The 15,365-nt window shown below is 41.4% G+C and carries 13 protein-coding genes; 6 read left to right on the forward strand and 7 right to left on the reverse strand.

Annotated features, from left to right (window positions below; genetic code table 11):
* The first annotated feature begins 64 nt into the window (after window positions 1–64).
* The gene (gene fur, locus EXE29_RS01865) at window positions 65–502 is read left to right on the forward strand and encodes a ferric iron uptake transcriptional regulator (protein WP_067766225.1); all 438 of its coding nucleotides are present in this window, start codon (window positions 65–67) and stop codon (window positions 500–502) included.
* Between the two features lie 114 nt (window positions 503–616).
* On the opposite strand, the gene EXE29_RS01870 is transcribed toward fur, so the two are convergent.
* Complete coding sequence (locus EXE29_RS01870) at window positions 617–1,738, reverse strand: PilT/PilU family type 4a pilus ATPase (RefSeq protein WP_106985502.1); 1,122 nt, start codon at window positions 1,736–1,738, stop codon at window positions 617–619.
* Window positions 1,739–1,769: 31 nt separating this feature from the next.
* Window positions 1,770–2,807 carry a type IV pilus twitching motility protein PilT gene (locus EXE29_RS01875; RefSeq protein ID WP_106985503.1) on the reverse strand — a complete coding sequence of 346 codons (1,038 nt, stop codon included), beginning with the start codon at window positions 2,805–2,807 and terminating at the stop codon, window positions 1,770–1,772.
* Between the two features lie 123 nt (window positions 2,808–2,930).
* Between EXE29_RS01875 and EXE29_RS01880 the strand changes: the two genes are divergently transcribed.
* A complete protein-coding gene (locus EXE29_RS01880) occupies window positions 2,931–3,620 on the forward strand; it encodes a YggS family pyridoxal phosphate-dependent enzyme (protein ID WP_120363839.1) in 690 nt (229 codons plus the stop codon).
* Between the two features lie 57 nt (window positions 3,621–3,677).
* On the opposite strand, the gene EXE29_RS01885 is transcribed toward EXE29_RS01880, so the two are convergent.
* The 3 genes from EXE29_RS01885 to EXE29_RS01895 form a co-directional block, all read right to left on the reverse strand.
* Window positions 3,678–7,274, reverse strand: a complete 3,597-nt coding sequence (locus EXE29_RS01885) for an AAA family ATPase (protein ID WP_120363838.1) — start codon at window positions 7,272–7,274, stop codon at window positions 3,678–3,680.
* Window positions 7,275–7,283: 9 nt separating this feature from the next.
* Window positions 7,284–8,537: an exonuclease SbcCD subunit D gene (locus EXE29_RS01890; RefSeq protein WP_120363837.1), complete on the reverse strand. Its 1,254-nt coding sequence runs from the start codon at window positions 8,535–8,537 to the stop codon at window positions 7,284–7,286.
* Window positions 8,538–8,676: 139 nt separating this feature from the next.
* Window positions 8,677–9,054 carry a VOC family protein gene (locus EXE29_RS01895; protein ID WP_117006426.1) on the reverse strand — a complete coding sequence of 126 codons (378 nt, stop codon included), beginning with the start codon at window positions 9,052–9,054 and terminating at the stop codon, window positions 8,677–8,679.
* 440 nt (window positions 9,055–9,494) lie between these two features.
* On the opposite strand from EXE29_RS01895, the gene EXE29_RS01900 reads away from it, so the two are divergent.
* Both EXE29_RS01900 and EXE29_RS01905 read left to right on the forward strand, forming a co-directional pair.
* A complete protein-coding gene (locus EXE29_RS01900) occupies window positions 9,495–9,944 on the forward strand; it encodes an ABZJ_00895 family protein (protein WP_106985508.1) in 450 nt (149 codons plus the stop codon).
* Between the two features lie 65 nt (window positions 9,945–10,009).
* Complete coding sequence (locus EXE29_RS01905; RefSeq protein WP_120363836.1) at window positions 10,010–10,918, forward strand: TIGR01777 family oxidoreductase; 909 nt, start codon at window positions 10,010–10,012, stop codon at window positions 10,916–10,918.
* A 67-nt stretch (window positions 10,919–10,985) separates the two neighbouring features.
* Here the strand turns inward: EXE29_RS01905 and thiO are convergent, their stop codons facing one another.
* Window positions 10,986–12,095 (reverse strand): glycine oxidase ThiO, encoded by a 1,110-nt coding sequence (gene thiO / locus EXE29_RS01910; RefSeq protein WP_120363835.1) that lies wholly within the window; start codon window positions 12,093–12,095, stop codon window positions 10,986–10,988.
* Between the two features lie 199 nt (window positions 12,096–12,294).
* Here thiO and EXE29_RS01915 point away from each other — a divergent pair, with 199 nt between their 5' ends.
* Entirely contained in the window at window positions 12,295–13,536 is a 1,242-nt protein-coding gene (locus tag EXE29_RS01915) for an OmpP1/FadL family transporter (RefSeq protein ID WP_120363834.1), read from the forward strand.
* Window positions 13,537–13,600: 64 nt separating this feature from the next.
* Here the strand turns inward: EXE29_RS01915 and hemB are convergent, their stop codons facing one another.
* Entirely contained in the window at window positions 13,601–14,614 is a 1,014-nt protein-coding gene (gene hemB / locus EXE29_RS01920) for a porphobilinogen synthase (RefSeq protein ID WP_120363833.1), read from the reverse strand.
* A gap of 107 nt (window positions 14,615–14,721) precedes the next feature.
* On the opposite strand from hemB, the gene EXE29_RS01925 reads away from it, so the two are divergent.
* Window positions 14,722–15,219, forward strand: a complete 498-nt coding sequence (locus EXE29_RS01925) for a thioesterase family protein (RefSeq protein WP_120363832.1) — start codon at window positions 14,722–14,724, stop codon at window positions 15,217–15,219.
* The last annotated feature ends 146 nt before the right edge of the window (window positions 15,220–15,365 follow it).

The raw sequence follows: 15,365 nt of genomic DNA on the forward strand, positions 1-15,365 counted from the left end.
GATCATACTGCATCTAAAGTTTGTTGCCTATTCCAACTTTAATTTTGTTGAGAGACCTTTTTTCATGCCAATATCAAACCAAGATTTACGCAAAGCTGGACTTAAAGTTACGCTTCCACGAATTAAAATATTGGAATTACTAGAAAATTCAAGACAACATCATTTAAGCGCGGAAGACATTTATAAGACTTTACTTGAACAAGGTGAAGATGTGGGTTTAGCAACTGTGTATCGCGTGTTAACACAGTTTGAAGCTGCAGGGATTATTCAGCGTCATCACTTTGAAAACAATCATTCTGTATTTGAAATTATGCAGGAAGATCATCACGACCATATCGTGTGCCAAAACTGTAACAAAGTGGTCGAGTTTACCAATGATGTGATCGAGCACGAACAGCACGAAGTGGCGAAAAAATTCGGTTTCGAACTGACAGGCCATTCATTAAATCTATATGGTTATTGTGATGCGCCAGCATGCCAAGAAGCATACCGTAAAAAATAATGCCAAACTGGATTTGATTTAGCTTTATGTAAATCAAATCCAATAAGCACAAAAAAAGGCTGAGAGATCAGCCTTTTTTTGTGCTTGAATTTCAGAATCTTAGTAAATTACCGCCTACACTTGACCATCAAAGGTAATGTTGGTGCTGGCATTCATTAAGCGATCTCCACCTTCTTCAGACAATTTGATTTGTAGGCGTAAGTCGTTTGGTGAATCGGCGTGTTTGAGTGCATCTTTGTAGCTAATTTGTTTGGCTTTATAAAGGTCAAACAGGGCTTGGTCAAAGGTTTGCATGCCTAATTCACGAGAACGTTTCATCAGGTCTTTAATTTCATGTACATCACCTTTACGGATCATGTCTGAAATTAAAGGTGAATTGATCAAAATTTCAATCGCAGCACGGCGAGAGTTACCATCAATGGTTGGAATCAACTGCTGTGCAACCACGGCTTTTAGATTTAACGATAAATCCATAAACAATTGGTTGTGACGATCTGCTTCAAAGAAGTGAATGATACGATCTAATGCTTGGTTGGCGTTGTTGGCATGTAGTGTCGCAAATACCAAGTGACCTGTTTCAGCAAAGGCAATGGCATAGTCCATTGTTTCACGTGAACGAATCTCACCAATCAAAATGACATCAGGTGCCTGACGTAAGGTATTTTTCAGTGCGATTTCAAAAGAATCGGTATCAATACCCACTTCACGCTGGGTAATAATGCAACCTTGATGCTCGTGTACAAATTCAATCGGGTCTTCAATGGTGATGATATGACCTTTTGAGTTTTGGTTACGATAACCCACGAGTGATGCTAGGGATGTTGATTTACCTGTACCTGTTGCACCCACAAAGATGATGATACCGCGCTTGGTCATCGCTAATTCTTTTAAAATTGGCGGTAACTTGAGTTGCTCCATAGTCGGAATGATCGTTTCAATACGACGGAGCACCATGCCTGGCTCATCACGTTGCTGAAATGCACTCACACGGAAACGCGCTGATTTAGATGGATTGCTGATTGCAAAGTTACATTCACGTGTTTCTGCAAACTCTTTACGCTGTTTGTCGTTCATTATGGCATTTAATAATTGGCCAACAGTTGAACCTGGCAGTTTTGTAGAGCCAATAGGTACAATTTGACCATTAATTTTCATGGACGGCTCGACATCGGCAGTAATAAAAAGGTCAGAGGCCTTTTTTTCCACCATAAAGTCGAGCAAACCGTTAAAATCCATAAGGTTTCCCCAAATAATATAATGCTAATTTTTATAAGAAAGATTCTGGCTGTTTTGCTGCAGTACGTGCAGTTTGTGGGCTAATGATGCCTTTAGACACTAAAGTTTTTAAGCTTTGGTCTAGCGTTGTCATGCCGTAGTTTGCACCCGTTTGAATGGCAGAGTACATTTGCGCGACTTTGTTTTCACGAATCAAGTTACGGATTGCAGGAATACCGATCATGATTTCATGCGCTGCTACACGGCCACCACCATTTTTCTTTAATAGTGTTTGTGAAATAACCGCTTGTAGTGATTCTGACAACATGGCACGAACCATATCTTTTTCTTCAGCAGGGAATACGTCAATCACACGGTCAATGGTTTTAGCCGCAGATGTAGTATGTAGCGTACCAAATACTAAGTGACCAGTTTCAGCTGCTGTAAGCGCCAAACGAATCGTTTCAAGGTCACGCATCTCACCGACCAAGATAATGTCAGGGTCTTCACGCAGTGCTGAACGAAGTGCTTCGTTAAAGCCGTGGGTATCGCGGTGGACTTCACGCTGGTTAATTAGGCATTTTTTTGATTGGTGTACAAATTCGATTGGATCTTCGACCGTCAAAATATGGTCATAACGGTTGTCATTGATGTAGTCCATCATGGCTGCCAATGTCGTCGATTTACCAGAACCTGTAGGCCCAGTCACCAGTACGATACCGCGTGGGTATTCACAAATCTCTTTAAAGATTTGCCCCATGCCCAAATCTTCCATTGAAAGTACTTTTGATGGAATGGTACGGAAAACCGCACCAGCACCGCGGTTTTGGTTAAATGCGTTCACACGGAAACGTGCCACGCCTGGAACTTCAAATGAAAAGTCTGTTTCCAATTTTTCTTCATAATCACGGCGTTGCTTGTCATTCATAATGTCGTACACCAATTTGTGTACTTCTTTATGTTCTAATGCAGGCAAGTTAATACGACGAACTTCACCATCTACACGGATCAGTGGAGGCATACCTGCTGATAAGTGTAAATCTGAAGCGCCATTTTTAGCCGAAAATGCCAATAATTCTGTGATATCCATAAAATCCCCGAGTACGTCTAAATCTTAATTATTTTGGTAGAATAATAAGGCTTTCCCTCAGCTTAACCAACTGTTAGTTAAAGGGCAAAGGAAAAAAAGATGAATGAAATGAGAACCTCGTCAATGAATACACTTCAACACGCAAAAGAGCAGGTACTAGAGCAGATTAATCAGGCATGTCTGAAGGCTGGTCGTGCTGGTGAATCTGTACAGTTACTGGCGGTATCTAAGACGCATCCGAGTGAAATGCTGCGTGAAATGTATGCGACGGGGCAGCGTGCATTTGGCGAAAATTATTTGCAGGAATCTTTAGATAAAATTGAAGCACTCAAAGATTTAGAGATTGAGTGGCATTTCATTGGTCATGTGCAGCGCAATAAAACCAAACATTTGGCTTCAAGCTTTGCTTGGGTGCATGGTGTCGACCGTTTAATTATTGCAGAGCGATTATCAAGCCAGCGGGAAGCAACTCAAGCGCCATTAAATATTTGTCTGCAAGTGAATATTGATGCGCAAGATACCAAAGATGGCTGTCAGCCGAATGAAGTTGCAGATTTGGTCGCACAGATTTCAGTATTGCCGAATTTACGCTTACGCGGTTTGATGGTGATTCCTGCACCCAACAATCCGCAGGCTTTTGTTGATGCCAAAGCGCTCTTTGAGCAAGTCAAAGCACAGCATGCAAAACCTGAGGATTGGGATACCTTAAGTATGGGCATGTCGGGTGATATGACAGATGCGATTGCTGCAGGTTCAACTATGGTTCGCGTGGGGATAGCACTGTTTGGTGCACGCGATTATTCGCAGCAATAATAAATTTAATCCTCCCTAACCCTCCTTTTTCTAAGGAGGGGATTTTCAACGCTTGATTTATCCCACGACTTGAATGGTACTTGCACCTGCACCGATCGGATTGACCTGAATTTGCACTGGGATTCGTTCGTGCATTTCTTGAATATGTGAAATTAATACCACTTTACGACCTTGGTTTTGTAGCTGATCTAGCGCATTCATCACCATGTGCAGACTTGAGGCATCGAGCGTACCAAAACCTTCATCAATAAACAGGCTTTCGATTTTCGTTGTTCCTGATGCCATGCTGGCAATAGCTAAGGATAAAGCGAGCGCGGTTAAGAACGACTCACCGCCTGAAAGAGAAGAAACAGATCTGGTTTCACCATCCATATCATGATCGACAATGGCTAGGCTTAAAGAGTTTTCAAGGCGCTTTAAGGTATAGCGCTGAGAAAGCATCGCCAATTGCTGGTTAGCATACTCAATTAAAATATCGAGGTTATATTGCTGCGCCAAATCACGGAATTTCTTGCCCGTTGCATCGCCCATTAAGCTCGAAATTTTATTCCAACGGTGCTCTTCAGATTGGATCTGTTTTATCTGATCGGCAAATTGCTGCTGTTTTACGACATTGCGCTGATGTACTTCGAGTTTAAGTTTCATCTCATCTCGTTGTTCCATCACTTGGGTCATTTGTTCTAATAAGCTTTGCAATTGTGCAAGTAGGGTTTCAAATGTGATTTCAGGCTGCAGTGTTAAGTGCTGCTGTAATTGTTCATCCAATGTTTTTTTGGCAGATTGTGCATCGCTATATGCACGTTCAGCCGCGATAATTTGCTGTTTCAGTTGCAGCTCTTGTTCATGCGAAATTTCGCTTAGTTGCTGCAACAAGGCATCATTAAACTCAATATGCAGCGATAACCACTGTTGAATACTTTGTGCAGCTGCTTCCTGTTGATTTTGCAGCTGTAGTTGCTGTGCCTGATACTTTTGCAGCGCTACTTGTGCGGCATCAAAGGTTTGGCGTCGTTGCTCAAACTGTTGACGCACCGTATTAAACTGAGTTTGCAGCTGTTGTCGGCTTTGCTCAAACTGCAATAACCACTCATGCGGTTTTTCAACGGTTACTTGGGTCATGGTAAAAATAGCTTGAATCGCAAGATCGCTATTTTGTTTACCTTCTTCTAATAGTTTCGCAATTCGTTTTTCAGTTGTAGCAATATTCTCTAGACTGAATTTAGTTTGCTGTTTCGCCTGTTCCAGTTGCTGCATTTTCTGATTCAGTTGCGTATCTAGTTCATTGCGTTGTTTTAGGGTGTTGAGGCGCTGTTGTAGTTTCTCATAAACCTGTTCAGTAGCGGTGCGGGTCGATTGCTGCCATGCATGTTTTTCAGTGTCATTGAATAAAGACAAAATAGGTTGAATATTTTGTTCTGCATGCTGTACATCGGTCAGCTGCTTTGTCGTGTGCTGAATGTATTGAGACAAAGTCTGGCTGTTTTGCTGTGCCCGTTCATGGGTTTTTAAATCAGCTTCTGTTTGCTGTAAAGACTGCTGTGTTTTTTCAATATGATGCTTTACAGCTGTTTCAAGTAAGCTCAAATCTGCACTTAAATCATAAGGGATGCTCAGTGCATGAAGTGATTGTTCAAGCTGGGTTTGGACATTGCTCTGCTGCGTGCCGATTGCAATGAGTTGCTGTGCATTGGCTTCAAAAGCAGTGGACTGCTGTGTGCATTTTTTTTGCAGTTGCTGCCACAGATCAAAGGCTATTTTTTCCTGCGCTAGCGCTTGTTGTTCCTGCTGTTCTTGCAGTTTTAACAGTTCATGGGAAAGCACATCTTGGTTATGTGTATAAGGGTGCTCGGTGCTGCCGCAGACCAAACATGCTTCTCCTGCGACCAGATTAGCTCTGAGCTGTTCTATATTGTCTGCATGCAGTAATCGCTGCTGCTGTAACACTGTTTGCAAACTTTCTCGAGCCGATTTTTGTGTATGAAACTCAGTTTCAGCTGTGCTGCATTGTTGCTGATGCTGTGTGAGATCGCTTTGCAGTTTTTGCTGTTCTTGCAATTTTTGCTGCTGTTCAACATGAATAGCGTGGTAACGCTGCCAATGACTCTTGGTGACATCCAACTGATTAAGACGATTTATTAGGTCTTCACGTGATGTACGTAAGCCTGTAATTTTAGAATTGAGCACTTGGTCTTGCCCAAATTGCTGAATAAGCTGTTCAAGCTGTTGCTGTTTTTGAGCGACTTGCTGCGTAGCTTGCGCGACATCACCATATTGCTGCTCAAATTGCACATAACTTTGAATAAAGCGCTGTAAAGGGCTGAGATGTGCAGACAGCGCTTCATCTAAAACTTGAAAATGTGCTGTTTGCAGCAGTAGGGTATTTTGCTGTGCTAAATTTTGTTCTAACTGCTGCTGTGCTTGTAGCAATTGCTGTTCGGATTGAAGCAGCGGGGCATGCTGATCTTGCAGTTTTTTGAGTTCATCTTTCACAGCAATGAGCTGATCGCCTAGCACTCGGCGGTCGGCAATCCGCGCACGTACTACATCAATTTGATCTTGATAATCCACTTCAAATTGGTGCTGCTGTTTTTGCTGCAGATCAATTTGTTCAAATTGCGATTTTTCATGATTATACTGAATTTCAATTGCGCTGAATTGCTGCTGTGCCTGAGTCAATTGAGGCTGCAGCGCCACCATTTCTGTATTTAAATTTTTCTGCTGAATGATGCTTGGACGGATTGAGGCGAATTTTTCCAGTTGTTGCAATTGCAGCTTCTGTGGCTGCAGTGCATCAAGTTGCTCCTGTTGAACAGCCAAATATTGCTCACGCTGCTGAATATCCGCAATCAGTTTGTCTTTGTGTTGAAACCATTGCTGCTGTTTGAGTAATTGCTGCTTTTCACTATCAAGTTTTTGGTAAGTATCTGCATGGCTTTGAAATTGCGCCGTGTGTAAGGCAATATCTTCATCAGACAATATTTCAATATGTCCTAAAACATTTTCCAGCTCTTTACGCTGATTGGCAATTTCTTTGGTTTTATCAAAGGCCAATTGACCAATTTTTGCGAAGATTTCAGAGTTGGTTAGATATTCTAAAAGTTTTCCACGTTCATTATCACGTGCTTTTAAAAAAGCAGTGACCTCTGATTGTGCGAGTAGTACTGTACGGGTAAATTGTTCGAAACTGAGTTTTATAATTTCGGGGATATGCTTTTCAACCTGTTTGGTTTGATTAGCAATAATTGTTTCGTCCGTTAAGCATTTTAGTGAACGCTGTACACTTTGCAATTTACCGTTTGGGTTTTCACGTGCACGTTTAATTTCCCAACGTGCAGCATAGACTTTTTGGTCTTGAGCAACAAAGCTGAGCTCGGCAAAGCCTTGGGCTGTACCACGGCGCAATATTGTTTGTGTTGATTTCGTGAGGAGTTCTGATCCATCTACATCAATAAGTTTACCATCGCTGTTTTTAAGACGTGGTACCTCGTTGAATAACGCCAAACACATGGCATCTAAAATGGTCGATTTACCTGCACCAGTTTTGCCGATAATTGCTACCAAACCTGCACTGGCTAAAGGTTCAGATTCAAAATCAATAAAATGCTCACCCGCTAAAGATGCCAAGTTTTTAATACGTATAGATAAAATTTTCATGGCAATTCCTTAAGCGTTCGCATCATCTTCAAGTGATTTTTGAGCTTCATCGATCAAACTTAAAAAATCTTTAATTACGGTATCATCAGCACCGTAACCTTGTTTTTCCCAAAGATTTTGGAATAATTTTTCAGGCGTAGGCGGATCAAGGTTGATAGCAGCTTGCTGCTGATTATTTTGATCTGAAGTTAAATAACGGCGGCTGATGCGCACCAAACGATAACGGTTTGGCGCTAAAGCCTCTTCAAACTGCTGTCTTAAATTAGGTGCAGGCGGGGTGTCGGTATGATATTCAATTTCGACATATTCACGCTGATCAATATCTTCAATTTCACCGCTCGTCAAAGCGGATAATTGTGCCAAAACTTCTGGAATTGTGCCTTTGATTCGATGCAATTGCACACTGCGCGGAATCGCTAAGGACTCCATTTGAAAGCGTGATTCATCGCTTTGAGTCGGGTCAATACTGATCTCAAGCACTTGGTGCTTATAATTAATTTCACTAAATGACAGGGGAATCGGTGAGCCGCTATAACGGATATGAGCCTGTCCGACTTTTTGCGGTTTATGCAAATGCCCAAGTGCAACATAGTCGATTACATCATCAAATAGCGCAGTCGAAAGCGCTTCTTCATTGCCAATAATAATTGGGCGCTCTGAGTCCGACGTTTCACCGCCTTGCATGTGGGCATGTGACATTAAAATTAAGGCTTGATCTGCTGTTTTACGTGCTTTGGCTTCTGCAATTAATTGCTGATGTACATAGGCAATGGCGCTTTGGCTATTGGTGGTTTGATCATTTAAACCAGTAATCTCGGCAGCACGTAAAAAAGGTAAAGTCAGACACCATGCCACGATATTTTTTTGTTCATCTAAAATAGGTACGAGCAGGCGGTCTAAATCAAGCTGACCTTCGGTATTTTTATGGACCACACCTACAGCTTTGGCATGGTATTTTTCTAATAATGGCTCAACTTGTTCAATACGGTAACCTGAGTCATGGTTGCCTGCGATCATCAGGGTTTGCATGTGCGGGGCACGCACATGTGCATCAGCTAAAAACTGATACAGCTGCTTTTGTGCTCTAGATGCAGGGTTGATGACATCAAAAATATCACCTGCAATGAGCAGGGCATGTGGCTGTTTTTGTGCTATTTGCTCAAGTAGCCAATTGAGAAACTGTTCATGTTCGTAGTCACGCGAATGGTTATAGAAGAATTGTCCTAAATGCCAATCAGAAGTATGAAAAAAACGAACAGTCATGCTAGCCCCAAAACATCAAAAGATTTGATTGGGCTCTAAAGTATCATAAATACTGAATATTCCGTTGGTTATTGATTATTCATGCGTCAAGCTAAGTCGCTTAGGGCGTTGCTAAAATATGAGCATTTGTACAAAGTGGTTATGCTGCATTGGGATCGACTTGCACAAGTCCAAAAGTATTGTGGTCGGGATCTAAGAAATAGCCTTGCCAGCATTTGCCTGCAATGGCGAATTTTTCCATAGCGACTTGACCGCCATTCGCTAAAATTTTAGCTGCTGTTGCATCAAAATTTTTAACTTCAATCGAACAGGTAAAGGCATTGGTGCCACAATGTGTGGGCGGGGTCTGGGCAGGTCGCTCGAGTAAGCCACCATGTATACCCGCAGTTTCAATTTGATAATATTGAATGGGAAGGCCGTCTACACGATGAAAAGTCCAACCAAATATTTCACTGTAGAATTGTGTGTCTCGTTCAGGATTTGAAGATTGAATTTCAAAATAAATAACAGCATTCATGCGGAGATGCTCCAGCAGAAGGAATGAGATGAGATTGATCTTAAGGTATAGCTTTGCAGACGATGTGCGTTTTTCTGTAAAGATGAGTGCTTGGATTGAAATTTTAAAAATTGAGTTAGAATGATAAGACTGAGTTTTGTGTTGAAATAAAAAACGCAGAAAATAAAAGACCGACGATTCGAGTGATGGTGAAATCGTCGGTCAAAAAATCTATTTCAAGGTTTAAGATTTGGCTGCTGTTCAAAGGCTCAAACCTGAAAAGAAAATTATTGCTTTAAGAAAGGTCACCGAAACATTGTGGATGCCAGTACAAATCATCGGCTGCTACAGACCTTGTACCCTATATAACGCTACCTATGAGAGATTGGTTGACAATAAAATGAAAAAAAATTCATTTTTTTTTATACTGAACTGATTTTATTTCTTAGGTCATCATTCAGATGTCGCTAACTCGTTATTTTGTCATGTTTTTTATCATTTGCTTGGTGCTCAGCTGTGTTTGCGGTGTGTTGGCCGCGCTACTACCAATGGGTGTAGGCGGTATTTTAACAGCTGTACCCTATATCGTGGCAATGGTTTGGGTGCTTTATATCTTTTTAAAGCGAAATCAACGTGCACCAACACAGGCAGAGCGTAAAAAAATCACTTTAGGCTTTACCTTAATTTTTTGGGGTTACAACATTGCCTTTCAAATTTTAGGCGTTGCTTTATTTGCGATAAAAGATCCTGAAATTTGGCAAAACTTTATATCGTACTTACAACAGCCTAAGTTTATGAGTTTGGTGGTTATTATGGGTATGCTGTTGGCGATTCCATTGTATTTACTTACCTATTGGTTTTATGGCGCGCAAGCAAAGCGCATGTCAGTTAAAATGTTTGGCCATGAATAAGGCTTGAACAAAACATGAACTTATCTTATAGATGGTAGGGTATCTCCATTTATTAGAGACGGTTTATGCTGAAGGAACGGGTGTTAATTACAGGGGCGAGTGGTTTTATTGGTACACGCCTGACGGAATACTTGTTAGCTAAAGATTATGCGGTTATTGGTTTAAGTCGTAAAAAAGATTTGGTTTCGCCGCATCCTGATATGCAATGGATAACAGCGCTCAGTGAGTTAAAAACAGACCAGATTGATTATGTGATTAATTTGGCGGGTGAAAGCATTGGGCAGGGGCGCTGGACGGCTGCGCGTAAGCAAAAATTAATTGCCAGTCGAGTACAAACAACTGAGCAATTGTACCGGTACTTAGAACAGCGCCGTATTGTACCTAAATGCATTATTTCGGGCTCTGCAATTGGTTATTATGGAATAGACACCACTGAGCAGTGGCAACAGGCATGTACCGAGCAGTCGCCGGCCCAAACCATCTTTCAATCTGAGCTGTGCCAACAGTGGGAACAGACTGCGCTACAATTTTCGAATCAAAATACTAAAATCATTCGGCTGGGGATTGTGCTGTCTGCAAAAGGTGGCATTTTACCGCAAATGTTATTGCCTATTCGATTGAATGTGGCTGGAAAAATAGGTAACGGACGCCAACCCGTGGTATGGATTCATATTCGTGATGTATTGCAAAGCATTGAATTTATAATGACATCGAATGTACCCAAACAGGTGTGGAACTTGGTGGCACCTGAGCGAGTGAGTCAGGCAGATTTTGTCTCTTTAGCATCCCGACAATTAAATAAACGACCACTATTAAACTTACCTGCAGGTTTAATGAAGTTAGTGCTAGGTGAGCAATCACAATTGATTTTAAATGGTCAATATGTCAAACCCCAAGCTTTACTCGATGCTGGCTATACGTTTCAGTTCTCTACACTCAAAGAAGCATTAGCCAATTTATTAGCGTCACATTAAGTTCATATAAGCGAGCAATAAAAAATGCCTGATGAACAGGCATTTTTTATATGGCGCGCTGTGAGGTTTAATGGAGGCTCGTTAATGCTAAAGGGCTGTAAGCCTGTGGATTAACAAGGGTGTCTTGTTGTAGCACCAGCTGACGCAGTAACTGTGCAGAAGCAGGCCCCATACATAAACCATTCCGATAATGACCAAAATTCGCCCATAAGTTGGTAGTATTAGGCATTTGTCCAATATAGGGAATACCTGTGGGTGAGCTTGGGCGTAAGCCAGCCCATTGCTTTACAATCTGAAGTTCTGCAAGTGCAGGAACCATTTTCAGGCTAGCCTTATAAATATCTTGTTGAACGTGTGTAGATGGACGGTGATCAAATCCTAAATGATTCATGCTAGATCCACAGACAATATGCCCGTCGCGACGTGGAATTAAGTACATTACTTCATTCATACACATGGTCGGTAGCCAATTTTCTGGGCCTTTAAACAGGAGCATTTGACCTTGAACGGGAGCTATAGGAATCTGTAGCCGAAGTTGGCTAGACCAATGTTCTGACCATGCACCTGTGCTAATGACATAATGATCTGCTTCAAAACGTTCACCACGTGTGCTTTCGATTGCTTGAATTTGTGTATCTTGAATAATGAATTTTTCAATCCACGTCTGTTCATAAAACTGCACCTGCGGATGCTGTTTTAAGTAGCCAATGATGGATTTAAGCAGGCGAGGATTACGCACATTGGCAATTTGAGGAAAATAAATAGCTTGTTCAAATTGATGAGAAATCCGTGGATTCAGCTGTTTTATTTTCTCGTATTGTAGATGTTCGCAGTATTGCATAGGTTCATCATGCAATTTGGCATAATTCAAACCAATCTCAAAATCAGCTTGATCAAAAATCAGCATGCCTGTTTCATGTATTTCGAAGTCGATACCAGAAATAGGGCATAGTTTTTCATTCCATGTGCGATATAAGTCTTTACCGTGTTTGGCCAAGTCATTGACCGCTTGCGGGTAGCGCCAAGGATACATCGGAGAGAGAATACCGCCCCCTGCCCAAGAGGCTGCTTTACCCGCAGATTGTTGATCGAAAATTGAAACTGAACAGCCTTGATCTATAAATTCTAGGGCAGACAATAAGCCGCTAATGCCTGCACCTATGATGGCAATATGCATTCCGTGTTACTGCATCTTCAAAAATAAGGGCAATTATAAAGCATCTGATTGGCTTTTGAGTTTTAGAATGCCTATATGAAAAATCGATTTGTTTTCTTTTTTCTATATCTCTAAAAAAGATAAGCTTGTTGTTTTTTATTCGATTACAAAATATCGCAAACAAAATATGATTTCCTTAATTAAAAATAAGGGCGTCACGATGAAAACAATTTATAGCGCATTATCTTTGGGGATATTGGCAATATTCAGTAGTGCAACACATGCGACGACTGGATATTTTATGCATGGTTATGGTGTTAAAGCGCAGGGTAATGCAGGTACATCAATTGCAAATTTTAATGACGCATTAACAATTGCCAGTAACCCAGCAGGTTTGAGTTGGGTGGGGCAGCAAGTCAATGTTGGCGCAACAGTATTTGCGCCAGATCGTTCTGCCAATATTCAAGATAGCCCGCAAGCCAATGGTGAATATGATGCCAATGGACGTGAATATTTTGTGATTCCAGAAGTGGCTTATAGTCATCCAGTGAATGATCAAATTGCTGTAGGTTTTGCGATTTATGGCAATGGCGGGATGAACACCAGCTATAAACAAAGCCCTTTTGAAAAATATGGCAGTACAGGCCCTGCTGGCGTAAATTTATCTCAAGTATTTTTCTCGCCTGCTGTGGCATGGAAATATGCACCGAACCAATCTGTGGCGGTCGCATCGAATATTATGTATCAGCAATTTGAAGCCAAGGGCATTGATGGTTTTGCCCAGCTTTCACAAGACAGCAGTAATTTAAGTAATCGCGGAAAAGATTCGTCAACGGGTATTGGTTTTAAATTGGGATGGTCTGGGCAGTTCTTTGATGACCAATTGACCTTAGGTGCTAAATATTCATCTAAAGTTAAAGCTGGTACATTTGATAAATACCGTGGTTTATTCGCAGAAAATGGTGGTTTTGATGTGCCTGAAAGCTATGGTGTAGGCGCTGCATTTAAACTTACACCCGCATTAACGCTGGCAGCTGATGTTGAACGGATTAACTATTCAGATATTGCTTCCGTGGGTAATCCGCTCAATTTAACCCAACCGCTGGGGACTGCTCAAGGAGCGGGTTTTGGCTGGCAAAATATTAATATTTATAAAGTGGGTGCAACTTATCAGGCTACACCTAAACTTAGCTTACGTGCAGGTTATAGCCATAATGATCAGCCCATTCAAGCGGATCAGACCTTCTTAAATATCTTAGCTCCAGGCGTGGTACAAGATCATTTAAGTCTGGGGGCTACATGGTTAATCGACACACATCAGGATGTCAGCATTGCATATACCCATGCTTTAGAAAAAGAAGTGAAGGGGCAAAACTCTATTCCCGCAAACTTTGGTGGGGGCAATGCCAACCTAAAAATGAATCAGAATATTTTAGGTTTAGCCTATAGCTATAAGTTTTAAGCATCTTAAGCAAAATAAAAAAAGCATCTGATCAGATGCTTTTTTTATGGCTAAATGAAGACACTTATTTCATGTCTTTTAACATGAGCGCGGCTTCTTCGGCAAAGTAGGTCCAAATACCATCAGCACCTGCACGGCGACAGCTCATCAGTGATTCAATAATCACATTTTCAGATAACCAACCGTTTTGAATGGCACCCGCCAACATGGCATATTCACCGCTGACTTGATATACAAAAGTTGGAATACCAAAAGTATCTTTGACTTCACGGACAATGTCGAGATAAGGCATACCAGGCTTCACAATCACCATGTCTGCACCTTCTTGGATATCTAAGGCGATTTCATGGAGTGCTTCTGCGCGGTTACCAATATCCATTTGATAATTGTACTTGTTGCCACCTTTTAAGTTGCTTGAAGACCCGACAGCATCACGGAAAGGGCCATAGAAACTAGATGCATATTTTGCAGAATACGCCATGATATTGGTATAGATATGGCCATTGGCTTCAAGTGCTTGGCGAATCGCGCCAATACGACCATCCATCATATCGCTCGGTGCAACAACATCTGCACCCGCTTCAGCATGACTTAAAGCTTGTTTAATTAAACATTCTACAGTTTCGTCATTTAACACATAGCCTGTGTCATCAATAATGCCATCTTGACCATGAGTCGTGTACGGATCGAGTGCGCCATCGGTAATCAATACCATTTCAGGCAATTCTTTTTTAAGCAGGCGAACTGTATTTTGGACTAAGCCATTGTCTTGCCAAGCGGCTTCAGCGCTCAGACTTTTGTCTTCTTGTGGTGTTACAGGAAACAGCGCTAATTTTGACACGCCTAATTCCAATAAGCTTTCAGCTTTTTTAAGCAGTAGATCTGCAGATAAACGCTGAACATTTGGCATGCTTGGAATATCTTGGGTTTGATTTTGACCAGGCAATACAAATACAGGATAAATAAGGTGATCAGCCGTCAGTTGGGTCTCTCGAACCATGGCACGCAATTTATCATTTTTACGAATGCGGCGCATACGAGTGGCAGGAAATGCTGGACGATTGAACGTATAGGTCATAACAATCTCAATGATCAGTCTTAAACTAGAGCTATTGTAGACTTATAATCCTGTTTTAGGACAACACGCTTCATTTTTTTATTCAATTAAGGTAATTCGAGCAGACTATGACGGACGCAGCAAAAAATTGGACAGGTAATATGGATTTAAGCTCGAATGTAGACATGACACAAATTTTACAAGGTTTGTGTCAGGCGTTTAATGCATCGCCATTTTTTGCTCATAGTCTCATGCACATGTCAGTGGTAGACGGGCAAATCGAAGCACGTGTAGATATGGCACCAAATTTGGTGGGTAATGTGGCATTTCAAATTTTGCATGGCGGTGTGGCTGCAACTTTGCTAGACAGCATTGGCGGCATTTCTGCAATGGGTGAGCTCTATAAGCATGCAAAAGCTGAAGATATGACCGAAACCAGTAAAAAGGTATCCCGTTTGGCAACAGTGGACATGCGTGTAGATTATTTAGCACCAGGCCGTGGCCAATATTTTACAGCCCGAGCAGAAACTTTACGTTTAGGTCGTAAGGGCTGCACCATGCGTATGACTATGCACAATGATGAAGGCAAAGCGATTGCAACAGCGATTGCATCGTATGCATATTAATATTGGCTTAAGCTAACTTTATAATAATACAGAATAATTGACAGCACAGGATGCGAATCTTGTGTTGTTTTAAAGAAATGAAGACTGAACAGTTACATTTATATTCTCAAAACATGATTATCTCGCTATAAAATGCGTCAAATTTA

Source organism: Acinetobacter sp. WCHAc060006, assembly GCF_004209135.1.
Classification (GTDB): domain Bacteria; phylum Pseudomonadota; class Gammaproteobacteria; order Pseudomonadales; family Moraxellaceae; genus Acinetobacter; species Acinetobacter cumulans.

What these genes read in the sequence shown, in the direction of transcription:
- hemB (WP_120363833.1), bottom strand. Translation starts at nt 14,614, where the DNA reads ATGACCTATACGTTCAATCGTCCAGCATTTCCTGCCACTCGTATGCGC.
- EXE29_RS01890 (WP_120363837.1), bottom strand. Translation starts at nt 8,537, where the DNA reads ATGACTGTTCGTTTTTTTCATACTTCTGATTGGCATTTAGGACAATTC.
- EXE29_RS01900 (WP_106985508.1), top strand. Translation starts at nt 9,495, where the DNA reads ATGTCGCTAACTCGTTATTTTGTCATGTTTTTTATCATTTGCTTGGTG.
- EXE29_RS01870 (WP_106985502.1), bottom strand. Translation starts at nt 1,738, where the DNA reads ATGGATTTTAACGGTTTGCTCGACTTTATGGTGGAAAAAAAGGCCTCT.
- fur (WP_067766225.1), top strand. Translation starts at nt 65, where the DNA reads ATGCCAATATCAAACCAAGATTTACGCAAAGCTGGACTTAAAGTTACG.
- EXE29_RS01875 (WP_106985503.1), bottom strand. Translation starts at nt 2,807, where the DNA reads ATGGATATCACAGAATTATTGGCATTTTCGGCTAAAAATGGCGCTTCA.
- EXE29_RS01905 (WP_120363836.1), top strand. Translation starts at nt 10,010, where the DNA reads ATGCTGAAGGAACGGGTGTTAATTACAGGGGCGAGTGGTTTTATTGGT.
- EXE29_RS01885 (WP_120363838.1), bottom strand. Translation starts at nt 7,274, where the DNA reads ATGAAAATTTTATCTATACGTATTAAAAACTTGGCATCTTTAGCGGGT.
- EXE29_RS01880 (WP_120363839.1), top strand. Translation starts at nt 2,931, where the DNA reads ATGAATACACTTCAACACGCAAAAGAGCAGGTACTAGAGCAGATTAAT.
- EXE29_RS01895 (WP_117006426.1), bottom strand. Translation starts at nt 9,054, where the DNA reads ATGAATGCTGTTATTTATTTTGAAATTCAATCTTCAAATCCTGAACGA.
- thiO (WP_120363835.1), bottom strand. Translation starts at nt 12,095, where the DNA reads ATGCATATTGCCATCATAGGTGCAGGCATTAGCGGCTTATTGTCTGCC.
- EXE29_RS01915 (WP_120363834.1), top strand. Translation starts at nt 12,295, where the DNA reads ATGAAAACAATTTATAGCGCATTATCTTTGGGGATATTGGCAATATTC.
- EXE29_RS01925 (WP_120363832.1), top strand. Translation starts at nt 14,722, where the DNA reads ATGACGGACGCAGCAAAAAATTGGACAGGTAATATGGATTTAAGCTCG.